The following is a 23,575-nucleotide window of genomic DNA, read 5'->3' on the forward strand; positions in this document are numbered from 1 at the left end:
AAATGACGGTTCGTCAGTGCGGCGGTAGACCGCACTGACTGCGTGGAGTTTAGAAACCGGTCATGAACAGGCTCTGTGAAAACCATGGCGACGACGCCGGATCTGCAAGCTGCAAAGCCGGATCAAGCCGCCGGAGGGTTTCACAGAGGCTGCTAGCCGCCGGACTTCTTCGCTTTGAAACCGTGCTTGATCAGCTCAGCCAACAGTAGCTCGACATGATCGCCCTGGATTTCGATGATGCCGTCCTTCAACGCCCCGCCGGTGCCACAACGTTTCTTCAACGTTGTCGCCAGCTCCTTGAGCGCGTCTTCGGCCAGCGGCACGCCGGTGATGGTGGTCACCGTCTTGCCGCCACGTCCCTTGCTTTCGCGACGCACGCGAGCAATGCCGTCACCGGCCGGGATCACGGTTTGTTTGCAGATACAGGCGTCCACCGGCTTGCTGCATTCCGGACAGTGACGACCTGCGTCGGTAGAAAATACCAGGCCGCCCAAGGCGGCGAAGGATGCGGCTTTTTTGGCCACCGGCAATCCTCTCGGGAGGACAAAGACTGATCGCGACCTTGGGCAAGGTCAGCGACCGCGAAGCCCCACTCAGGCAGGGGCAGCGCTACTGCACCGAACGTTTATGCAAAAGCGCTCGGCACAGCTTGAAAAGGTCGCGCAGTGTAACGGCAAAAATCGCGATTGCTAAGTGCCAATCGGCGCCAATTCATGTGTTCTTTGCGACGTCGCTTTGTTGCGCCTTGAGATAGCGCTTCAATGCGGCCAGAGAGTCCGGGCAATAAGGCTTCTGCTCGATTTCCTGCATGACCTGTTCGACGGAGATGAAGCGCGCTTCGATGACTTCTTCCGGCTGCAGTTTCAGCGGACCGTCCCAGACAGCGGAAAACGCCGAACACCAGAGCCGGTTGCCGGTGTCTTCGAAGTAGAAGTGGTCGTGAGCGGTGAGTTCGACGCCACTCACACCCAGCTCTTCGGCCAGCTCGCGCGCCGCCGACTCGGCATAGGTCTCGTCCGCCTGAACCATGCCGCCCGCTGCCACATCCCAGTAACCGGGATAGATCGCCTTGCTCAAGGTGCGCCGGTGCACGCACAGCTCACCGGCGGAATTGAACAGCATGATGTAGGTGCCTCGGCCGATCAGCCCGCGCTCGCGCAGGTCGGAGCGCACCAGGGCGCCGAGCAGGTTGTCGTGCTCGTCGACCCAGGCAATCTGTTCAGCATCGGAGGCGGCGCGATGGGCTGCCTCCCTGGCGTTGTGGCTCATTGATCAGCCCTGATTGAGCAGTTGACGCAAATCGATCACCGCGGCGTTGGCGCGGGAAATATAGTTGGCCATGACCAGCGAGTGGTTGGCCAGCACGCCGAAGCCGCTGCCATTGAGAATCATAGGACTCCACACCGGTTCCTGCGAGGCTTCCAGCTCGCGGATGATCTGACGCACGCTGACCGTTGCGTTCTTCTTCGCCAGCACATCGGCAAAATCGACCTCGATGGCGCGCAACAAGTGCGACAGCGCCCAAGCCTGACCGCGTGCTTCGTAGAACACGTTGTCGATCTGCATCCACGGTGTCTCGACGACTTCCTCGTCAACCTGCGGTACTTCGCCGACGGCGGGCACTTCGGTTTTCAACGCGGTATTGAGTTTGACCCGGCCAACGCTGGCCGACAGCCGTTGCGACAGCGAGCCGAGACGGGTACCGACATCGCCCAGCCAGTTATTGAGATTGTCGGCGCGCGCGTAGAACAACGCGTTTTTCTGGTTCGGGTCCGACAGGCGCGACTGGTAACGGCTCAGGGAATTGATGCCTTCCTGATATTCCGACTCGCTGGACGGCAGCACCCAGCTTTTATTGTCGAAGTTGAAACGCGGTTCGGCCTTGGCCAGATCGGCGTCTTCGGCCGACTGCGATTGCGAACGGGCGAAATCCTTGCGCAGCGCTCGGGTCAGGTCACGCACCTGCACCAGCACCCCGTATTCCCAGCTCGGCGTGTTGTCCATCCACAGGCCCGGCGGGAAGCGGTCGTTGGAAATGTAGCCGCCCGGCTTGTCGAGCAAGGTGCCGGCGACGGTCTTCAGGGTTTCCACCGTGGTGTAGCCGACGACCATTTGCTTGCCTTCTTTCTCGGCCGCGACCTGGGCGTTCTGCGCCACCGGAAACAGCGCCGGCTCCTGGCTCCAGTACCAGCCAAGGCCAATGGTCACCAGCAGATAAAGGCCGACCAGCGTGGCCAGCGCGCGGCTGAACAACAGCCCGCTCACGTAGCTGCGGGTGGCCGACTTGGGCTCGGCGGCACGTTCAGGCGCGCTGCCCGCGCGGTTTTTCCAGTCCAGCATGGCGATATCCTTTCAATCACTTGGGTTCAACGGTTCGACCACAACCATACAACAACGTGCCTTGGCCTAGCACTGGCCGGTTGCGATAAGCCGCAAATGATACGGGCGAACGACGCTTCAATCGTGACTAAGGGATTCCCCTAGACCACCACATCCCTGCCGATTGGGGCAGGGTTTTGAACATACTCGCAAACACGCGACACCAGTGCGGGCGAGAATCTGTGAAATCCAGCTTGTTAATCAGCAATGCCCCCGAGGCTCGGGGATTTAAGCCAAGATTGCGGCCGAAACAGAACCGACGGGTCAGAAACTGAATGGTGTCGCACATCAGATTATTGACGTACGACACTCGTCTAAGGGAAAAGAGGTGCTAGCATAGAGCCACCAGTCGACCTCAGCATGCAGCCTAACTAGTAGTCAGGATATGACCGAGCCAGAAGACCCCAGCCGTGAGCGTCTCAAGCACCACTTTGCCCAGCGGGTAATTCATCAGGCGCGGCAGATTCTCGAGATATGGCAGCGCCTGCAGCGCAGCGAATGGTCCACCGTCGACCTCGCTGAACTGAGCGAGGCCAACCTGCGCCTGCTGCGTTTCGCCGAACGTTTCGAACAGCCTGAGCACACACAACTGGCGCGGCATATCAGCCAGTCGCTGGAAGCGGTGGACGCCAATCGCGGGCGCCTCAGCAGCGGGCTGATCACCGACCTCAATCGCTTGATGCAGCGATTGTCACGCACCGGCCTGCGCCATGGCGATCAGTTCGAGCAGACCTTTCTGCCGCCGCTGCGCAAACCGATTTACGTGTTGCTGCAGGATCATGACCGCGCTGAACGACTGGCCAAACAACTGGAATTCTTCGGCCTGAGCGCTCAGGCGCTGGACAGCGTTGCGGCGTTTCGCTCATCGATGATCGAGCGCCTGCCGGCGGCAATCGTCATGGACGTGGACTTCAGCGGTCCCGGCGTCGGCCTGAAGCTTGCCGCTGAGGCCCAGGTCGGTCTCGACGAGCCGTTGCCGCTGCTGTTTTTCAGCCTGCATGAAACCGATACGCCGACCCGCCTCGCCGCCGTGCGCGCCGGCGGCCAGGAATTTCTTACCGGCACCCTCGAAGCGTCGAGCCTGCTGGAAAAAATCGAAGTGCTCACCTGCGTCGCGCAGTACGAGCCTTATAAAGTGCTGATCATCGACGACTCGCGCGCCCAGGCCTTGCATACCGAACGCCTGCTCAACAGCGCCGGGATCGTCACCCGCACCTTGATCGAGCCGATCCAGGCGATGGCCGAACTGGCGGACTTCCAGCCCGACCTGATCATCCTCGACATGTACATGCCGGCCTGCACCGGCACCGAACTGGCCAAGGTGATCCGTCACAATGACCGTTATGTCAGCGTGCCGATCATTTATCTGTCGGCCGAGGACGATCTCGACAAGCAGCTCGACGCCATGAGCGAGGGCGGCGATGACTTCCTGACCAAACCGATCAAGCCACGTCATCTGATTACCACGGTGCGCAACCGTGCCGCGCGCGCGCGCAATCTGAAAGCACGAATGGTGCGCGACAGCCTCACCGGCCTGTACAACCACACGCACATCCTGCAGTTACTTGAGGACTGCTCGTTCCGCGCCCGCCGCGAGAACAAGCCGCTGAGTTTTGCCATGCTCGACATCGACCACTTCAAACGGGTCAACGACAGCCATGGCCACCCGATGGGCGACCGGGTGATCAAGAGCCTGGCGCTGTTTCTCAAGCAGCGCTTGCGCAAGACCGACTTTATCGGCCGTTACGGCGGTGAAGAGTTCGCCATCGTCATGCCCGACACCGACATTGAAGCGGCGCACAACGTGCTTGATGAGATCCGCCAGCGCTTCGCCGAAATCCACTACCCGGCGCAGCCGCAGGATTTGTGGTGCACCTTCAGCGCCGGCGTGGTGGAAATGCACGACGACTGCGACAGCCTGATGATGGCCAGTCAGGCCGATGAAGCGCTTTACCGCGCCAAGGGTGCCGGACGCAATCGGGTGCAGACCGCGCGGCACTCAAAGCAAAGTGCCACTTTTTCATCGGAATCCACTGGTTCGGTCATAACCTTGTAACAGAACCGCAATAAATTCAGGCGCTTACCATTTCTGCCGTTGGTAGCCGTCATGCGCCTGAAGTTGCTCACCAATCTCAATACGCTGCTGCTGGTCGCCGTGTGCCTGGCACTCGGCGCCACGCTGTGGTGGTCGCAAAAAGCCCTGGAGCGCCCCTATCTGCTGATGGAGCGATACCTGGGTCTGTCCCAGCAATTTCAGAACGAGGTCGCGCGCAACGTCGAGGATTACCTCGCCAGCGGCGACGCCTTGCGGTTGAGCAGTGCCAGCCAGGCTATCGACGACTTGCAAACCCAGCTCGCTGAACTACCGCCGACCTTGGCCGAGTCGCTGCGCCCGAGCCTGTCCGGGCTGGCCGAGTTCAGCAAGACTGACCTGCTCGCCGCCGGCAAACTGGCCGGTGATCCGCAGGCCTTGCTGCTACAAGCCGAGCGCGAATTGAGCGCCAGCCTCGAACAATTGAGCACCTACGCCAACGGCAACGCGAGCTACCTGACGCCGCTGCTGGTAGCGTCGCAGCATCTGGGCAAGCTTTCGCTGGCACGGGACAAACTGGTCAGCAGCGGACGCAGCGAACTGGCCGCGGATGTCGAGCGCGAAGTCAGCAACATTCGCGCCCAGGCGCAAGCCATCGACGCCCTGCCCTTGCTCGGCGTGGTCAGTCAGAGCGCCTCCGACAGCGACGACTTCGCCGCCATGATGGGTATCGAGAACAGCGAAAAAACCGTCGCCGAAGACGCTGGCGTCGGCCTCAAACGCGAACTCAACAGCCTGCTCGGTCGTTACCCGGCGGAGCTTGAGCGCACCCGCGAACAAATCCAGAAACGCACCGACTTGAGTGTCGCGACCCGTCAGAAAATCGCTGCGGTGCAACAAGCCATCGCTGCTCTGGAACCGGCGGTGCGCGCCCAGCACGGCCAGATCCAGGGCGAAGTGCGCCTGATGCAAGGGGTGATGATCGGCCTGATTCTACTGATTGCGCTACTGATCGATACCTTGCAGCGGCGCCTGGCGCGCACCCTGACCAACCTCGCACCGGCGCTTTCAATTTGGGCCGAGGGCGATTTCAGCAGCGACATCCGCTTGGGCAAGACCAACCGCGAATTGCATGACATTGAAGCCTCGCTCAACCGCTTGCGTGCCTATCTGGTGGATCTGGTCGGGACCATTCGCGGCAATGCCGAGCAAGTGGCGGGCAGCAGCCGCACCCTGGCCGAGCTGAGCAATGACCTGCACAGCGGTGCCGAACATCAGGCCGGTGATACCGCGCTGATCCGCGATTCGCTGGGCGAACTGGAGGCGACCATCCAGCAGGTTGCCGGCGATGCGCAGCAGGCAGCGGACGCCAGCCGTCACGCCGGGCTGGCCGTCGAGCATGGCCAGACGGTGATCGGCCAGAGCCTCACCGGTCTGCATGCGTTGGTCGGCGAGGTACAGGGCAACGCGCAGATGATCGAGCATCTGGCCGAAGAGTCAGCCACCATCGGCGGTGTGCTGACGGTGATTCGCTCGATCGCCGACCAGACCAACCTGCTCGCCTTGAACGCGGCAATTGAAGCGGCGCGCGCCGGGGAAATGGGTCGCGGGTTTGCCGTGGTGGCCGAAGAAGTGCGCTCACTGGCGCAACGCACCGCCGGCGCCACAGCCGAAATCCAGACGCTGATCGCCGGCCTGCAAACCGCCGCCCGGCAATCGGTCGAAGGCATGCGTGCGCAGGTCGAACATGCCGAGGCCACGGCCAATCAGGCGCAAGCGGCGGACGGTGCGCTGGACAAGATCGTCGGGGCGATCCAGACCATCTCCGACACGGCGATCCGCATCGCCGACGTGACTGCGCAGCAGAGCGGCGCCGTCAGCGAAATCCGCGATCACAGCGAGCGGATTCATCAGTTGGGCGGGGATAATCTGCTGCGTATTGGTCGCGGACGCGAGCAAGGCGAGAACTTGCTGGTATTGGGCGGACAACTGCATACCGCCGTCCAGGCCTTCCGCGTCTGATAAACCGCTTTCGCGAGCAGGCTCGCTCCCACAATGGAAACACAACCCCCTGTGGGAGCGAGCCTGCTCGCGAAGACGTCAGCCCAGGCGCCACAAATGACCGGATCAGAGCACTTGGTCACATACTTCGCGCAAACATCGGCCATCGTGCTGGCTATTGCATAGAACTGGACAGTCACAAAGCCTTTGCGGCATAGTCGCCGGGTTCTGACGATTGCTCATTCATGACAAGGACTCCGCAGATGGCGACCCTACTGGTGCTGCACGGCCCCAACCTGAACCTGCTCGGCACCCGCGAACCCGGCACCTACGGTTCGACGACACTGGCGCAGATCAACCAGGATCTGGAGCGTCGCGCCCGCGAAGCCGGCCATCATCTGCTGCATCTGCAAAGCAACGCCGAGTACGAATTGATCGAGCGTATCCACGCCGCCCGCGGCGAAGGTGTCGACTTCATCCTGATCAATCCAGCGGCTTTTACGCACACAAGTGTCGCATTACGTGACGCGCTGCTGGGAGTGAGCATCCCATTCATCGAAGTGCATTTGTCCAACGTGCACAAACGCGAACCTTTCCGCCATCACTCCTACTTCTCCGACGTAGCGGTGGGAGTGATCTGCGGCCTTGGCGCCAGCGGTTACCGACTGGCCCTGGAGGCCGCGCTAGAACAGCTTGAAACACAGGCAACGACTTGAACAACAAGCGTTAAACGCCCCTGACCGACCCTTGGGAGTTGATGATTCATGGATATCCGTAAAGTTAAGAAACTGATCGAATTGCTGGAAGAGTCCGGCATCGACGAGCTCGAGATCAAGGAAGGCGAAGAGTCCGTACGCATCAGCCGTCACAGCAAGACCCCGGCTCAGCAGTACTACGCGCCGGCCCCGATGCAGGCTCCGGCTGCCGCACCTGCCGCCGCTCCAGTCGCTGCTGCCGCCCCGGTTGCCGCTGCTGCCCCGGCGTTGAATGGCACCGTTGCCCGTTCGCCGATGGTCGGCACCTTCTATCGCAAATCTTCGCCAGCCTCGCCAGCCTTCGTTGAAGTCGGCCAGACCGTGAAGAAAGGCGACACCCTGTGCATCGTCGAAGCCATGAAGATGATGAACCACATCGAAGCTGAAACCAGCGGTGTGATCGAGTCCATCCTCGTCGAAGACGGCCAGCCGGTTGAGTACGACCAACCGCTGTTCACCATCGTTTGAACTGCGGAGAGCCTTTGATGACTGCGAAGTTGGAAAAAGTTCTGATCGCGAACCGCGGTGAGATCGCCCTGCGGATTCTGCGTGCCTGCAAAGAGATGGGCATCAAGACCGTCGCCGTTTACTCCAAGGCCGACAAAGAGCTGATGCACCTGGGTCTGGCAGACGAATCCGTCTGCATCGGCCCGGCGTCTGCCTCTCAGTCTTACCTGCACATCCCGGCCATCATCGCCGCCGCTGAAGTGACTGGCGCTACCGCCATTCACCCAGGCTACGGTTTCCTCGCGGAAAACGCCGATTTTGCCGAGCAGGTCGAGAACTCCGGCTTCGCCTTCATCGGCCCGAAAGCCGAAACCATTCGCCTGATGGGTGACAAGGTCTCGGCCAAGCACGCGATGATCGAAGCAGGCGTTCCTACCGTTCCAGGTTCCGACGGCCCACTGCCGGAAGACGAAGAAACGGCGCTGCGCATCGGTCGCGAAGTCGGCTACCCGGTGATCATCAAGGCCGCTGGCGGCGGCGGTGGTCGCGGCATGCGTGTCGTGCACAAGGAAGAAGACCTGATCGCCTTCGCCAAACTGACCCGCACCGAAGCAGGCGCGGCGTTCGGCAACCCGATGGTCTATCTGGAAAAATTCCTCACTAACCCGCGCCACGTCGAAGTACAGGTACTGTCCGACGGCCAGGGCCACGCCATCCACCTGGGCGACCGCGACTGCTCGCTGCAGCGTCGTCATCAGAAGGTTCTCGAAGAAGCGCCGGCACCGGGCATCGACGAGAAAGCGCGTCAGGAAGTACTGGCTCGCTGCGTCAAGGCGTGCATCGACATCGGTTACCGTGGCGCCGGCACTTTCGAGTTCCTCTACGAAAACGGTCGTTTCTACTTCATCGAAATGAACACCCGTGTTCAGGTGGAGCACCCGGTTTCGGAGATGGTCACCGGTATCGACATCGTCAAGGAGATGCTCAGCATCGCCGCTGGCAACAAGTTGTCGTTCACTCAGGATGACGTGGTGATCCGCGGTCACTCGCTGGAGTGCCGGATCAACGCCGAAGACCCGAAAACCTTCATGCCGAGCCCGGGTACGGTCAAGCATTTCCACGCACCAGGTGGCAACGGCGTACGCGTCGATTCGCATCTGTACAGCGGTTATGCCGTTCCGCCGAACTACGACTCGCTAATCGGCAAGCTGATCACTTACGGCGCGACCCGCGACGAAGCCATGGCGCGCATGCGCAATGCCCTGGACGAAATCGTGGTCGACGGGATCAAGACCAACATCCCGCTGCACCGTGATCTGGTCCGCGACGAAGGCTTCTGCAAAGGCGGTGTGAACATTCACTACCTTGAGCACAAGCTGGCCAAACAGTCGTAAGACTGCACCGGCGTGAAAAACCCGATCCTTGCGATCGGGTTTTTTATGCCTGCAACAAACACATCAGTTCATCAATACCGTCGAGAAAGCCTGCTCCTCGATCATCGCCGCGGTGGCGCGACGGCCGGCCTGATCGACGACGTTGCCCGAGCCATTCTCATACAACGGCTTGCTGCGCACCCGCTGCATAAAGCTCGTCGCGCGCGTCGAGACCGCGTCATTGGCATACCGCGCCCGCTGCAAAACCGGCGTATACAACCGCTCAACCTGACTGGCGGAAGTCTTGAACACGGTGGACACACCATTACGCAAATTCAACGACACGGCATAGTTGTTACCGAGGCAAGAAGAATACGACCAATAATCCCAGGTCGGCCGCAGCCCTTGCTGGCGTAATACGCTCCTGACCGATCCACCGATGTCCGCGCCAGTCAGCCAGTCTCCGCCCACCAGCGTGGCGCGAACATTCTTGGCGGAGCCTCCCAGGCGCGTCATCACATCCCGGACGGCGCGTTCGATCAGCGAGCGAATGTTGTGATCGAAATGGATAACCGCGCCAACCTTCGTCAGCGGGTTGTACAGCGAGGCGATCACACAGGTCTGCGCGTTCAACGAAAACAGATAATTGTCCCCGGACCCGGCAATGAACTTTGCCACCACAGCCTCCCCCTGCATCGCCCCGCGGTTGAGCACCGGTTCGACACGCCCGGGAAACGCGCTGCGCAGATTGCTCACATGGCCAAGGTTGCGCACCTGATCATTGCCGCCCCGCAGCCCGACCCGGTCATGTGTCCACTTGCCGCTCGCGGTCAATCGGATGGGCCGCTGATAGAAGGCAGTGGGACGCCGGGCATCAATCAGGCTGAGCCCGCCGAAATGCGGGTTTTCCCTGACCTGGAAATACCGGCCTCTGGTGCGGATGTAATAGGTCGGCTGAGGCTGTCCAGCACTTGGCGGACTGCGCCAGGTGCCGAAAAAGACGCCTTCTTCAATGACCTGCTGCAAATGTTCGGGCGCCTTGCTGACTGCCTGCCCGGCGCGAAAACGCACTTGCCGAACCGTCGGCAGCGCTTCCTTGCGAATTGGCGTCAGGGCTTGAAAGCGTTCGGCCAACAAGGAGACCGGCCGCGTCGTGTGCTTCAAATTTCTGGCCGTGCCGGCGAGCAACTTGACTGAACTGCCGGCGCCAACCATGGCAAACAGCGCTCCCCAGGATGCCTCTAGCCAATGACCGAGCGCGCGATCGACATCCCCCTCCAGGTGCGCCGCGACTGCCTGGCTGGCGCTGACCGCGATGAACACGATATCCAGCAGCAAGGCAAACGGCGGAAACACCATGCAAAACGGTGCAGCGCCGAACATCAGCCCCTTGACCACTTGCCTCTCGATCATTTCCGCGCGGCTGGTGGTGATGTCCTCCACGTCGGTGACCGTGCGTTCGATGTAAGCGTTGAACTCGCCGCGTGCATCCCTCAGTCGCTGCGCTTCGTACAGTGTGTCGACGCGCTGTTTCTTTGCCGCGATGGCATGCAATGAGCGCGACACAGTATTGCGCGCAGCGACGGGGCTGCGCGCCATCAGATAGTCATGCAATGTAGCGGCAACGTCGCCCTCCAGTGACAGATACGGACGCACCGTCAGGCCGTCGGGCGCGTCCGGCGTGTACAGCCACCGGGACGGTTCGGGGTGGGAGCAGATAAAAACGTACACCCCGAGCACGACGTTATGGCGCACCGTAAACCTGAACACGCCGTCACTCATGGCAATGTCGGCGCCCGGCAAACGTGCTCCCGGCGCAGGCAGTTGACTCAACAGCGAAACCTGACGAACCAGAGCTGAATACACCGCGTCGCTTAATCGCGCCTGACTCCTGGCAATACGTAAATCACGATCCATCTTCGAGAGCAGCACATTGCGGTAGCCGAACCGACGCGATTCGTAGACTTCATCGCGAGCGTCCAGATATTGGCCGCGGATCTCTTGTGCGTACCTTTCACCCAGCCAGGCTCCACGCATGTACCGCGCCAGATCGGCGCTGCGGACCTGGCTCAGATCCTGGCCGACTGACGAGCGCACACCTCTTTTCGGATGTTCGATGCCAGCGTTGTCATCGTAGCCGTAGATCGCCAGATCGAGCAGGCTGGCTGATGTCTGCTTCCTGCGGTCGGCAACGCCGGGGCTGTAATCGATCAATACGGTCGCCGGGTCTACCGGCTCGAGCACATTCTTGCTGCGCATGTACGGCGCAATCGCCGCGGCAACCGTGCGCCTGGCGAAGTCGACGAAAACCTCGAAACCGCCCAGCAATTCATTGAAAGCCTGCTGATGCACCACCAGCTCCTGATTCAGACTGCTGATACGTCGGCGAGCTTCAAGGCCAAGCGTCGCATACCGGCGCAGCGAATTGTCTTCTTCAACACGCTGCAGATTTTTCGCCAGCCCCATCTTGACCGCTGCCTCGACGCATTCGGCGAACGAGGTTGGGGCACGGCGGATGTCGCTGGTCATTCCCCAGAGAGCCGGGCTCGCCGACGCGGCCAACAGGTAATCCCGCGCTGCGCGATGTGCAGTCGGCGAAAGTTGCTGCAACAGGTATTCGCGCCCGGATTCGTTCTGCGTCCAGCTCCAGACTTCGCCGCTCAATGCCGCCAGCGAACGCAGCCGCACCCACTCCTGGCCATCTGGCTTGTTCGGCGCGTACAGCAAGAGATCCTCCACCGATTGCGCAGTCTGCTCGCGATAACACACCAGCAGGTCAGCGCAGTGCATGCCGTTGGGCAGCGTCAGCGCGGCGAATTGCAAAGTTGCTTTCGTGACGCCCGCCGCCCACGCCTGCTCGAGACGCTCATGGTCGGCCACCGTCAAATGCCCCGCGCAACGCGCAATGAAAGCGCTTTGCTTGAGCCGCGCGGCAAACCAGTCGAGCGAGGCTGCCTGTACGTCATCGCGCTCATACTGTTCGGCGAGGACTTGCAGGTAATCCGCCGGATAGTCCTGCTCTGCCAGCATGTCGGCAACAAACGTCGGCTCCAGAGGCTGATTACGTTTGGCCGGACCACTGGTAACGTCCAGCACCGCAGCAAAATCCTTACCGATCGGCCCCGCTGCGAGCAATTCGCTCAGGCTGCGGTTCTGCGTCGGCTCGCCAACGGCCGAACGCCATTTCAAGCGCACCTCGATCCGGTCTGGCTCCACTTCCATGTCGAGCTTGAGCAGGACGTAATCGATCGTTTGTTGACGGGCATAGGCGCGCAACGATCCGTAGCCTTCCAGCAGACCATCGAGCGCCGTCTGCGCCAGCGCCGTCTGTTGCTGATACATGCGCAACCTGGTGCGATCCGGTTCGTTCAGCACTCGCAGCCAATGCGGTAACTGCGCGAATGACTGCGCCTGAAGCATCTTCTTTTCCGCACCGGTGGCCAGCGAGGTCAATCGATACCGGCGAGTGCTTCGTTGCTCGAGTTTTTCGATGTGCCTGTACAATTGATCCAGTGTCAGCGCCGCGAGCCGGTCTGCCTTGAACAGCGCGTCGATGTCGTCGATAAAACGCTGCAGCTTGCGCAAGACCAAACGATCGAACGCAGCCTCAAGCCCCTTGGTTTGCCAGTGTTCTCGCAGATAGCTTTTGTACTGACCAAGGAAATGTCCGGCAACGCGTTTCACTGTCTGGGTGACCGCTTCACGATGGCTGGCTGGCAGTGCCCGGTCGGTAGCACCCGGCCAGCGGTACGGCGAATCGCGGATCGCCAGGTACATCAGCGGTTTGCCATCGATGATTTTTTGCAGAATCGCATCGAGCAGGGCCTGCACAAATCCCGGATCGATATTGCCATCAGGGTAATGACTGCGCAGTTCGGTCAATGCGAAATCTTCCATGGCCTCCAGCAAGCTCATCTGGCTGCTCAGACGCTTGTCGAGCAGCACCTGCCAGCGCGTGATGCGCAGCAGAACCTCCTGCACCGTCCCGGTGGACGCAGCGGCGCTTGCCGTTTCTTCTACAATCCCTTGTTGACTCGCCATATCCCAGCCCGTCGTTGCGTAGAAATGAGCCTTTACTGTATTTGCCGGCAAACGCGTCAAGGCGATACACGGGTATATCGCGCCGGCCAATGTGTAACAGCAAAGCGGCTTGTCCACTTTGCCGGCGACCTGGCGTAAACTGCGCGCTTTTGCAGCTTCGGGCTGCTCCACAGATTTTCGAAGGTAACCGCCATGCCCTGGCTGCAAGTCCGTCTCGCCATCACCCCGGAACAAGCCGAAACCTACGAGGATGCATTCCTTGAAGTGGGCGCCGTGTCGGTGACTTTCATGGACGCCGAAGACCAGCCGATCTTCGAGCCGGAGCTCAACACCACCCCGCTGTGGTCGCACACCCATCTGCTGGCGCTGTTCGAAGGTGGCACTGAACCGGCGCCGGTTCTGGCTCATCTGGAGTTGCTGACGGGCAGCCCGTTGCCCGAGCATCACAGTGAAGTGATCGAAGATCAGGACTGGGAACGCAGCTGGATGGACGGTTTTCAGCCGATGCGTTTCGGCCAGCGCCTGTGGATCGTGCCGAGCTGGCACGCCGCGCCCGAGCCTGATGCGGTCAACCTGCTGCTGGACCCGGGCCTGGCTTTCGGCACCGGCACGCACCCGACCACCGCGCTGTGCCTGGAATGGCTCGACGGCCAGGACTTGAAAGACTGCAACGTGCTCGACTTCGGCTGCGGCTCGGGGATTCTGGCGATCGCGGCGTTACTGCTGGGCGCGAAACAAGCGGTCGGTACCGACATCGACGTGCAGGCGCTGGAAGCGTCGCGCGACAATGCCGGGCGTAACCATATCGCCGACGAACTGTTCCCGCTGTATCTGCCGCAAGATCTGCCGCAGGTCAAAGCCGATGTGCTGGTCGCCAACATTCTCGCCGGCCCGCTGGTTTCGCTGGCGCCGCAACTGTCAGGGCTGGTCAAGACCGGTGGGCGTCTGGCGCTCTCGGGCATCCTCGCCGAACAAGGTGACGAAGTCGCCGCCGCTTATGCACAGGACTTCGACCTCGACCCGATTGCCAATCGCGACGGTTGGGTGCGCATCACTGGCCGTCGGCGCTAATATGAGCGCCTGCATACACCGGATCGCCGCATGACCGACAGCTTCGTCACTCAGTGCCCGCATTGCCAAACCAGCTTCCGCGTCAGCCATGCCCAATTGAGCGTGGCCCGCGGGGTGGTTCGCTGCGGCTCCTGCCTGCAAGTGTTCAACGCCGCCAAACAGCTGCTTGAACAACACGCCGGCAAGGATGCGCTGACGCCCGTTGCGCCGCCGCTGGCTGAAGCGCCATCGCCTTCTATCGATAAAACACCAGCACCGCGCGCGATCAGCCAGAAACAATGGAACGCCTCGGAACTGGATCTCGACAATCTCGACCTGGATCAGGAACTGGCCCGCCTCGAGCAACGCGAAATCCAGCCAACTACCGAACTGGGGCGTTCGCGCGAGGACGCCCTGAGTGCGCGCCGCGACAGCCCCGAACCGGATGACGCGGCATGGCCCGGCAGCCTGTTCAGCGAACCTGCCGATGAGCGCACACCGCTGTCGGAGGTCGAGCCGGACATCGAAGACATCGAAACCCTCGAACCCGAGCGCACCGAACCCTCGCTGTCGCTGGAACCGGTGGATCTCGATGACGAGCCGCGCATTCCGCAGTTGCGCCTGCACGACCCGATCGACCCGAATGCCCGCCGTGAACGGCTGTCGACCAGCGACGACAGCGATGATGACGATTTGCCGTCGATCGCGCCGCTGCGCAAAAAGCGCGAGCGCGCAGAACCCGGTGTACGCGCCGAAGTTCTGCAAGACCTGACCGACGACCCGCTGCAACTCGACTGGCAAAAACGCCGTTCGCCCTGGGGCCGGCGCCTGCTCTGGCTGCTGCTGGTGCTGATCGCGGCGGGCGGTCTGGCGGCGCAATACATCGCCTACCATTTCGACGAACTGGCACGGCAGGATCAATACCGCCCGTGGTTCCAGCAGATCTGCCCGCAGCTCGGCTGCACGGTGCCGTCCAAGGTCGACATTGCCAGAATCAAGAGCAGCAATCTGGTGGTGCGCAGCCATCCGGAGTTCAACGGTGCGCTGGTGGTCGATGCGATTATCTACAACCGGGCTACCTTTTCCCAACCGTTCCCCTTGCTGGAGCTGCGCTTTGCCGACCTCAACGGCCATCTGATCGCCAGTCGTCGCTTCAAACCCGGCGAATACCTCAAGGGCGATCTTGAAGGCCTGCCGGAGATGCCGCCGCAGACGCCGATCCACATCGCACTGGACATCCTTGATCCAGGCCCGAAAGCGGTGAATTACAGCCTGAGCTTCCACTCTCCAGAGTGAAGTCCGCGCAGCTTGTGCGTTGACGGCGGTTTTCTGACTTCGCCGCGCTCGACCAAACCACTGGCGATAACAAAATTACTGTTCAGATTTTGTTCAATTCAGCCTTTAACCAGTCATCGAGAGCGGGTATCATGCCAACCCTTTTTCGAACTCTCATGATCCGGCCCCACCTCAGGGAAGTCCTATGTCGGCGGTACGCATCGGCCCATACACATTGCAGAACGGCTTGATTCTCGCCCCGATGGCGGGCGTCACCGACCAGCCCTTTCGTCAGCTGTGCAAGCGTCTGGGCGCAGGGCTTGTAGTCTCGGAAATGGTCACCAGTGACATGAGCCTGTGGAACACCCGCAAGTCGCGCATGCGCATGATCCACGAAGGTGATCCCGAGCCACGCTCGGTGCAGATCGCCGGTGGCGATGCGCAGATGCTGGCGGATGCGGCCCGGGCCAACGTCGAGCTGGGTGCGCAGATTATCGATATCAACATGGGCTGTCCGGCGAAGAAAGTCTGCAACAAGGCCGCCGGCTCCGCGTTGCTGAAAGACGAAGCACTGGTGACCGAGATCCTGCAGGCCGTGGTGGCTGCAGTGGATGTGCCGGTTACGCTGAAGATTCGCACCGGCTGGGATCGCGAGAACAGGAACGGCCTGACCGTGGCGAAAATCGCCGAACAGGCCGGAATCACCGCGCTGGCCGTGCATGGCCGCACGCGCGCCGATCTGTACACCGGGGAAGCCGAATACGACACGATTGCCGCGATCAAGCAGGCAGTGTCGATTCCGGTTTTCGCCAATGGCGATATCGATTCGCCAGAGAAGGCCCGATACGTGCTTGATGCCACCGGTGCCGATGGCCTGTTGGTGGGTCGCGCCGCTCAAGGGCGGCCATGGATTTTTCGCGAGATCGATCATTTCCTGCGGACCGGCGAGAAATTGCCGGCGCCGGAGCTGATCGAGGTGGAACGCATTCTGCTGGAACATCTGGCCGCCCTTCACGCTTTCTATGGGGATGTGATGGGCGTGCGCATAGCGCGCAAGCATGTGGGCTGGTATCTCGCAACCTTGCCGGGCGCCAGGGAGTTTCGCGCCCGTTTCAATCGTTTGGATGGTACGGAAACACAATGCGCCAACGTTCGGGAGTTCTTCGCCGAGCGTTACAAGAGCCTGACAGGGGACGAAGAAGGGGTGGCCGCATGACGATGATGACCGAGACTTTAGTGAGTGGAACAACACCCGTGAGCGACAACGTGAATTTGAAACAGCACCTCAACACGCCGAGCGAAGAAGGCCAGACCCTTCGCGGCAGTGTCGAGAAGGCGCTGCACAATTATTTCGCCCACCTTGAGGGCGCGTCCGTCACGGATGTGTACAACCTGGTGCTCTCCGAAGTCGAGGCTCCCCTGCTCGAAAGCGTGATGAACTACGTCAAGGGCAACCAGACCAAGGCCAGTGAGCTGCTGGGACTCAACCGCGGCACGCTGCGCAAGAAACTCAAGCAGTACGATCTGCTGTAAGCATTCAATCAAACCAGAAAGGCGCCCGCGTAAAAAACGGTCGCCTTTTTTGCTGACTTCCTTTGCTTTTGATGGAAATTGAGATGACCGACCAGACTACCCGCCTGCCGATCCGCCGCGCCTTGATCAGCGTTTCCGACAAGACCGGGATCCTCGAATTCGCCAAGGAGCTGGAAGCGCTCGGCGTCGAGATCCTCTCCACCGGCGGAACGTTCAAGCTGCTGCGCGACAACGGCGTTGCCGCAGTGGAAGTCGCGGATTACACCGGTTTCGCCGAGATGATGGACGGCCGGGTGAAAACCCTGCACCCGAAAATCCACGGCGGCATCCTCGGTCGTCGCGGGATCGACGACGCAATCATGAGCGAGCACGGCATCCAGCCGATCGATCTGGTCGCGGTCAACCTGTACCCGTTCGAAGCCACCATCAACAAGCCAGGCTGTGACCTGCCGACCGCGATCGAAAATATCGACATCGGCGGCCCGACCATGGTCCGTTCGGCGGCGAAAAACCATAAAGACGTGGCGATCGTGGTAAATGCCAGCGACTACGCCAGCGTGCTCGAAAGCCTGAAAGCCGGCGGCCTGACCTACGCCCAGCGTTTCGACCTGATGCTCAAGGCCTTCGAACACACAGCGGCCTACGACGGCATGATCGCCAACTACATGGGCACCGTGAATCAGGCGGCTGAAACCCTGAGCACCGAAGGCCGCAGCGAATTCCCGCGCACCTTCAACAGCCAGTTCATCAAGGCGCAGGAAATGCGCTACGGCGAGAACCCGCACCAGAGCGCGGCGTTTTACGTTGAAGCCAAGCCTGCCGAAGTCGGCATCGCCACCGCGACCCAACTGCAGGGCAAAGAGCTGTCCTACAACAACGTGGCCGACACTGACGCCGCACTGGAATGCGTGAAGAGCTTCGTCAAGCCGGCCTGCGTGATCGTCAAGCACGCCAACCCGTGTGGCGTTGCCGTGAGCCCGGACGCTGAAGGCGGTATCCGTCAGGCCTACGAACTGGCCTATGCCACCGACACCGAATCGGCCTTCGGCGGGATCATCGCCTTCAACCGTGAACTGGATGCCGAGACCGCTAAAGCGATCGTCGAGCGTCAGTTCGTTGAAGTGATCATCGCCCCGAGCGTGAGCGCAGAAGCCCGCGCCATCGTCGCCGCCAAAGCCAACGTGCGCCTGCTGGCCTGCGGCGAATGGTCGGCAGACCGCGCCGCCGCGTGGGACTACAAGCGCGTCAACGGTGGCCTGCTGGTGCAGAGCCGCGATATCGGCATGATCAGCGCCGATGACCTGAAAGTCGTGACCAAACGTGCCCCGACCGAACAGGAAATCCACGACCTGATCTTCGCCTGGAAAGTCGCCAAGTACGTTAAATCCAACGCCATCGTCTACGCCAAGAACCGTCAGACCATCGGTGTCGGCGCCGGCCAGATGAGCCGCGTAAACTCGGCGCGTATCGCCGCGATCAAGGCTGAGCACGCAGGTTTGCAGGTGGCCGGTTCGGTCATGGCCTCGGACGCGTTCTTCCCGTTCCGCGACGGTCTCGATAACGCGGCCAAGGTTGGCATCACCGCGGTAATCCAGCCGGGTGGTTCGATGCGTGATGCTGAAGTGATTGCCGCAGCCGACGAGGCCGGTATCGCGATGGTCTTTACGGGCATGCGCCACTTCCGTCACTGATTATTTTGCTTGATCGTGCCCACGCTCTGCGTGGGCACGCAGCCCGGGACGCTCCGCGTCCCTCGGACGCAGAGCGTCCGTAGAGGCATTCCCACGCAGAGCGTGGGAACGATCAGCGTCCCTGCGGCGCTCAACAGAATTAGCGTCATCCGAGGTTTTTGAAATGAATGTTTTGATCATTGGCAGCGGTGGCCGTGAACACGCTCTGGCCTGGAAAGTGGCTCAGGATCCGCGTGTGCAGAAGGTTTTCGTCGCGCCGGGCAACGCCGGTACGGCAATTGAAGCCAAGTGTGAGAACGTCGCCATCGACGTGCTGGCCCTTGAGCAACTGGCCGACTTCGCCGAGAAAAACGTCTCCCTGACCATCGTCGGCCCGGAAGTGCCGCTGGTCGCGGGCGTCGTCGATCTGTTCCGCTCCCGTGGCCTGGACTGCTTCGGCCCGACCGCCGGTGCTGCGCAGCTCGAAGGCTCGAAAGCGTTCACCAAGGATTTCCTCGCCCGCCACAAGATCCCGACCGCCGACTACCAGAACTTCACCGAGATCGAGCCAGCGCTGGCCTATCTGCGTGAAAAAGGCGCGCCGATCGTGATCAAGGCCGATGGCCTGGCGGCCGGTAAAGGTGTAATCGTCGCCATGACCCTGGCTGAAGCCGAAGAGGCCGTGCGCGACATGCTCGCCGGCAATGCGTTTGGCGATGCCGGTTCGCGCGTAGTCATCGAGGAATTCCTCGACGGCGAAGAGGCCTCGTTCATCGTCATGGTCGACGGCAAGAATGTCCTGCCGATGGCCACCAGTCAGGACCACAAACGCGTCGGCGACGGCGACAGCGGCCCGAACACCGGCGGCATGGGTGCTTACTCCCCGGCCCCGGTGGTCACCGCCGACGTGCACCAGCGCGTGATGGACCAGGTGATCTGGCCGACCGTGCGTGGTATGGCCGATGAAGGCAACGTCTACACCGGTTTCCTCTATGCCGGCCTGATGATCGACAAGGCCGGTCATCCGAAAGTCATCGAGTTCAACTGCCGCTTCGGCGATCCGGAAACCCAACCGGTGATGCTGCGCCTGCAATCGAGCCTGGTGCTGCTGGTCGAAGCCGCACTGGCGCAAGCGCTGGACAAGGTTGAAGCGCAGTGGGATCCACGTCCGAGCGTCGGCATCGTGTTGGCAGCCGGTGGCTACCCGGGCGACTACGCCAAGGGCGCGGCGATCAATGGTCTGGACGCGGCAGCGAAGCTGGAAGGTAAAGTCTTCCACGCCGGTACCGCGCTGCAAGACGGCGCCGTCGTCACAGCCGGCGGTCGCGTGCTCTGCGCCACTGCCATGGGGGCGACCGTGGGTGAAGCGCAGCAGCAGGCGTACAAGCTGGCAGCGGCCATCGACTGGGAAGGCTGCTTCTACCGCAAGGACATTGGCTATCGCGCCATTGCCCGTGAACGTGGCGAAACCCAGCAATAAGCTAAGGCCCACGCCCGGCGAGGGATGCCGTTCCTCGCCGGGCTGTTCCGCCGCCGCGCATCGTTATATTCTGGCATCAACCTACGAAGGGATTTCGCCGTGCGCTGGCTCAGGATTGCCATAAGCTTCACCGTCACGTTGCTGACCTTGCTCTGCATGCTCCCGGCCCTGGCCGGACAAGGCAGTGGCTGGTCGGTATTGCTTGACGATCAGGGCAGTCTGCAACTGAGCGATATCCGCTCCGCTCGCTACACCAATCAATTTAGCCCTATCGATCTCGAGCGCCTCACCGCGTCCGCGCCCGATGGCGCCTTGTGGCTGCGTTTCAGGTTGGCGCCGGGCAAGCACGAGCAAGTGCTGCGCATCTTTGCCCCCGACCTTTCACAGCTCAATCTGTATGTGCTCGACGGCGACAAGTTGATCGAGCAACGCAACACCGGCACCGACCAGCCTCAAGCCGAGCGACCGCTGCCGAGCAGCGACTTCATGCTGCCGCTGCCGCAGAGCGATAAACCGCTCGATGTCTATCTGCGCATGGTCTCCGATCATCAATTGCGCCCGCACGTCACCCTGCAATCGGCGGTGATGAGCGCGGCCGATCACAATCAGACGCTGCTGTTCGGCCTGCTGTTCGGCTGTCTGGCCATGCTGCTGTTGCACAATCTGGTGCGCTACGCCTATTCGCGTTCGCGCAGCAGTCTGTGGCTGGCAGTCTGCGAGGGCTTGCTGGGCCTGAGCCTGTTGCTGCTGCTCAACCTCGCCGGGCCGTGGCTGCCGAACTGGCATGCGGTGCAGACCCCTGGCGCTTACCTGGCGCTGCTGCTGACCGCGCCGGCCGGGTTGATGTTCGCCTACCGTTACTTCGCCCCGCTCGGCCCGCACCCGCTGAACAAACTGTTGCTCGGCGACATTTTGCTCATCGTCACGTGCAGCCTGCTGCTGTTGTTCGTCAACACCTTGCCGCTGAACATCATCACCTACGCTTTGGTGGCACTGGCCGGCCTGAGCATGTTGTTCGTCGGCTTCTACCACTGGCAGAAAGGCTACCGCCCGGCGCGGCTGTTCGTCGCGGCAATGGTGGTGTTCAACATCGGCACACTGATCATTCTGCCGGCGCTGCTGGGGCTGACGCTGGTGTCGCCGCAAGGCTTGATCATGACCCTGATGGTGTTCATCTGCATCAGCGGTCTGCTGATGAGCATCGCCTTGGGTGAGCGTCAGCGCAGCATCACCGAAAGCCGATTCAGCGTCAGTCGCGATCTGGCCGCGAGCAATGCCGAGATCAACGCCAAAGCCGAGTTCCTCGCCAAGATCAGCCATGAAATCCGTACGCCGATGAACGGTGTACTGGGCATGACCGAACTGCTGCTGGGCACCCCGCTGTCGGTCAAGCAGCGCGACTATGTGCAGACCATCCACAGCGCCGGCAATGAACTGCTGACGCTGATCAACGAAATTCTCGACATCTCCAAGCTCGAGTCCGGGCAGATCGAACTGGACGATGTGCAATTCGACCTCAATGCCTTGATCGACGACTGCCTGAGCATCTACCGCGCCAAGGCCGAGCAGCAGAACGTCGAGCTGATCAGCTTTATCCAGCCGCAAGTGCCACGAGTCATCAGCGGTGACCCGACGCGTCTGCGCCAGACCCTGCTGAGCCTGCTTGAGAACGCGCTGAAGAAAACCGACGAAGGCGAAGTACTGATCGTTGTCGCCCTTGACGAGCGCAGCACCAAGCCGCGTCTGCGCATAGCCGTGCAGGACAGCGGTCAGCCGATGGAGCAGGAAGAACGCGACGCGCTGATGCACGCCGAACTGCACAGCAAGCACTTCCTGTCGGCCAACCGCCTGGGCGGCAATCTGGGTCTGGTCATCGCGCGGCAACTGATCCGCTTGATGCACGGCGAATTCGGCATCAAGAGCGGCGCGACGCAGGGCAGTACCTTGTGGCTGACGCTGCCGCTGGATCCCGATCGCCTCGAACACCCGACCTCGGACCTCGACAGCCCGCTGCAGGGCGCGCGGGTGCTGGTGGTCGATGACAACGATACCTGCCGCAAAGTGCTGGTCCAGCAGTGTAGTGCCTGGGGCTTGAATGTCAGCGCTGTGCCGTCAGGCAAGGAAGCGCTGGCCCTGCTACGCACCAAGGCGCACCTGCGCGATTATTTCGATGTGGTGCTGCTCGACCAGAACATGCCGGGCATGACTGGCATGCAGCTCGCCGCCAAAATCAAGGAAGACCCGAGCCTCAATCACGACATCCTGCTGATCATGCTCACCGGCATCAGCAACGCACCGAGCAAGATCATTGCGCGCAACTCTGGGATCAAACGCATCCTCGCCAAACCGGTGGCAGGCTATACCCTGAAAACCACCTTGGCCGACGAACTCAACCAGCGCAACAAAGGCCAGACCGTGTTCCAGCCACAAGTGCTCACGGCGGCCACGGCGGCGAAAGTACCCAGCGATTTCCGCATCCTCGTGGCCGAGGACAACACCATTTCGACCAAAGTGATTCGCGGCATGCTCGGCAAGCTCAACCTGCAACCGGACACCGCCGCCAACGGCGAAGAAGCGCTGCAAGCGATGAAAGCCCAGCGCTACGACCTGGTGCTGATGGATTGCGAAATGCCGATCCTCGACGGTTTTTCGGCGACTCAACAATTGCGCGCCTGGGAAGTCAGCAACCAGCGTGTTCGCACGCCGATCGTCGCGCTGACCGCGCACATTCTCGCTGAGCACAAGGAGCGCGCGCGCCAGGCCGGCATGGACGGGCACATGTCGAAACCGGTCGAGTTGTCGCAGTTACGCGAATTGATCGAACATTGGGTGGCCCAGCGCGACCAGCAGAACCGCACCTCGACGCAACCTTCGTAAGCCGACAGGCTTTGCGGTGCCTGATAGACTCCTTACGATTCCCCCGCCAGTGAGCCTGCACCCATGCTCCATGTGTTGTTCAGTGTTTACCTGAAGATGCTTGTGCTTTACAGCCCGTTCTTCGTGTTGTCCTGCTTTATCAGCCTGACCCGCGGTTATTCGCGCAAGGAGCAACGGCGTCTTGCCTGGAAAGTTGCAGTGGCGACGCTGGTCTCCAGCGTCCTGCTGTATCTGTTCGGGCGGGTGATCTTCGATGTGTTCGGCATCACGGTTGATGCGTTCCGCATCGGTGCCGGCAGCGTATTGTTTATCTCGGCACTGGGCATGGCGCAGGGCAAACCGGCGGTGCAGGCCGACAACGTGCAGCAGGACGTCACCATCGTACCGCTGACCATTCCGCTGACGGTCGGTCCCGGCACCATCGGCGCGTTGCTGGTCATGGGCGTCAGCCAACCGCACTGGGACGACAAGCTCACGGCAATCATGAGTATTGCGCTGGCCAGTTTCACGGTCGGCGTCGTGCTTTATCTATCGAACCGCATTGAGCGAATTCTCGGCGATCAGGGCTTGCAGATCGTCAGCCGCTTGATGGGCCTGTTTGTTTGCGCGCTGGCGGCGCAGATCATTTTTACAGGAGTCAAAGGCTATCTGGTGCCTTGAGC

The 23,575-nt window shown here is 61.2% G+C and carries 17 protein-coding genes; 13 read left to right on the top strand and 4 right to left on the bottom strand.

What is annotated here, in order from left to right; genetic code table 11:
- Positions 1-152 precede the first annotated feature (152 nt).
- From ACGSLL_RS09220 to ACGSLL_RS09230, 3 genes are all read right to left on the bottom strand, one after another.
- A complete protein-coding gene (locus tag ACGSLL_RS09220) occupies positions 153-524 on the bottom strand; it encodes a translation initiation factor Sui1 (RefSeq protein ID WP_007914613.1) in 372 nt (123 codons plus the stop codon).
- A 187-nt stretch (positions 525-711) separates the two neighbouring features.
- Positions 712-1,269: an NUDIX hydrolase gene (locus ACGSLL_RS09225; protein ID WP_394505140.1), complete on the bottom strand. Its 558-nt coding sequence runs from the start codon at positions 1,267-1,269 to the stop codon at positions 712-714.
- A 3-nt stretch (positions 1,270-1,272) separates the two neighbouring features.
- The gene (locus ACGSLL_RS09230) at positions 1,273-2,340 is read right to left on the bottom strand and encodes a DUF2333 family protein (RefSeq protein WP_090281066.1); all 1,068 of its coding nucleotides are present in this window, start codon (positions 2,338-2,340) and stop codon (positions 1,273-1,275) included.
- Between the two features lie 424 nt (positions 2,341-2,764).
- On the opposite strand from ACGSLL_RS09230, the gene gcbA reads away from it, so the two are divergent.
- From gcbA to accC, 5 genes are all read left to right on the top strand, one after another.
- The gene (gcbA, locus tag ACGSLL_RS09235; RefSeq protein WP_394505143.1) at positions 2,765-4,435 is read left to right on the top strand and encodes a diguanylate cyclase GcbA; all 1,671 of its coding nucleotides are present in this window, start codon (positions 2,765-2,767) and stop codon (positions 4,433-4,435) included.
- 954 nt (positions 4,436-5,389) lie between these two features.
- Positions 5,390-6,433: a methyl-accepting chemotaxis protein gene (locus ACGSLL_RS09240; RefSeq protein ID WP_394505895.1), complete on the top strand. Its 1,044-nt coding sequence runs from the start codon at positions 5,390-5,392 to the stop codon at positions 6,431-6,433.
- Between the two features lie 242 nt (positions 6,434-6,675).
- Positions 6,676-7,128: a type II 3-dehydroquinate dehydratase gene (gene aroQ / locus ACGSLL_RS09245; protein WP_394505145.1), complete on the top strand. Its 453-nt coding sequence runs from the start codon at positions 6,676-6,678 to the stop codon at positions 7,126-7,128.
- 48 nt (positions 7,129-7,176) lie between these two features.
- Complete coding sequence (gene accB, locus ACGSLL_RS09250; protein WP_093105137.1) at positions 7,177-7,635, top strand: acetyl-CoA carboxylase biotin carboxyl carrier protein; 459 nt, start codon at positions 7,177-7,179, stop codon at positions 7,633-7,635.
- Positions 7,636-7,652: 17 nt separating this feature from the next.
- A complete protein-coding gene (gene accC, locus ACGSLL_RS09255) occupies positions 7,653-9,008 on the top strand; it encodes an acetyl-CoA carboxylase biotin carboxylase subunit (RefSeq protein WP_203420579.1) in 1,356 nt (451 codons plus the stop codon).
- A 63-nt stretch (positions 9,009-9,071) separates the two neighbouring features.
- Here the strand turns inward: accC and ACGSLL_RS09260 are convergent, their stop codons facing one another.
- Positions 9,072-13,028 (bottom strand): type III effector 1, encoded by a 3,957-nt coding sequence (locus tag ACGSLL_RS09260; RefSeq protein ID WP_394505149.1) that lies wholly within the window; start codon positions 13,026-13,028, stop codon positions 9,072-9,074.
- A 192-nt stretch (positions 13,029-13,220) separates the two neighbouring features.
- On the opposite strand from ACGSLL_RS09260, the gene prmA reads away from it, so the two are divergent.
- The 8 genes from prmA (at position 13,221) to ACGSLL_RS09300 (ending at position 23,573) form a co-directional block, all read left to right on the top strand.
- A complete protein-coding gene (gene prmA / locus ACGSLL_RS09265) occupies positions 13,221-14,099 on the top strand; it encodes a 50S ribosomal protein L11 methyltransferase (protein ID WP_394505151.1) in 879 nt (292 codons plus the stop codon).
- Between the two features lie 30 nt (positions 14,100-14,129).
- Positions 14,130-15,374 carry a DUF3426 domain-containing protein gene (locus ACGSLL_RS09270; protein ID WP_394505153.1) on the top strand — a complete coding sequence of 415 codons (1,245 nt, stop codon included), beginning with the start codon at positions 14,130-14,132 and terminating at the stop codon, positions 15,372-15,374.
- 184 nt (positions 15,375-15,558) lie between these two features.
- Positions 15,559-16,569: a tRNA dihydrouridine synthase DusB gene (dusB, locus tag ACGSLL_RS09275; protein WP_394505155.1), complete on the top strand. Its 1,011-nt coding sequence runs from the start codon at positions 15,559-15,561 to the stop codon at positions 16,567-16,569.
- A complete protein-coding gene (gene fis / locus ACGSLL_RS09280) occupies positions 16,566-16,886 on the top strand; it encodes a DNA-binding transcriptional regulator Fis (RefSeq protein ID WP_002555375.1) in 321 nt (106 codons plus the stop codon). Before dusB ends, fis begins: the two co-directional genes overlap by 4 nt.
- 83 nt (positions 16,887-16,969) lie before the next feature.
- Positions 16,970-18,577 (top strand): bifunctional phosphoribosylaminoimidazolecarboxamide formyltransferase/IMP cyclohydrolase, encoded by a 1,608-nt coding sequence (gene purH / locus ACGSLL_RS09285; RefSeq protein ID WP_208938890.1) that lies wholly within the window; start codon positions 16,970-16,972, stop codon positions 18,575-18,577.
- A 163-nt stretch (positions 18,578-18,740) separates the two neighbouring features.
- The gene (purD, locus tag ACGSLL_RS09290; RefSeq protein ID WP_394505158.1) at positions 18,741-20,036 is read left to right on the top strand and encodes a phosphoribosylamine--glycine ligase; all 1,296 of its coding nucleotides are present in this window, start codon (positions 18,741-18,743) and stop codon (positions 20,034-20,036) included.
- Between the two features lie 99 nt (positions 20,037-20,135).
- Complete coding sequence (locus tag ACGSLL_RS09295) at positions 20,136-22,913, top strand: hybrid sensor histidine kinase/response regulator (protein ID WP_394505160.1); 2,778 nt, start codon at positions 20,136-20,138, stop codon at positions 22,911-22,913.
- Positions 22,914-22,976: 63 nt separating this feature from the next.
- Complete coding sequence (locus tag ACGSLL_RS09300) at positions 22,977-23,573, top strand: MarC family protein (protein WP_025111770.1); 597 nt, start codon at positions 22,977-22,979, stop codon at positions 23,571-23,573.
- Positions 23,574-23,575 lie beyond the last annotated feature (2 nt).

Source organism: Pseudomonas retamae (assembly GCF_043496865.1).
In the GTDB taxonomy this organism is placed as follows: Bacteria; Pseudomonadota; Gammaproteobacteria; order Pseudomonadales; family Pseudomonadaceae; genus Aquipseudomonas; species Aquipseudomonas retamae.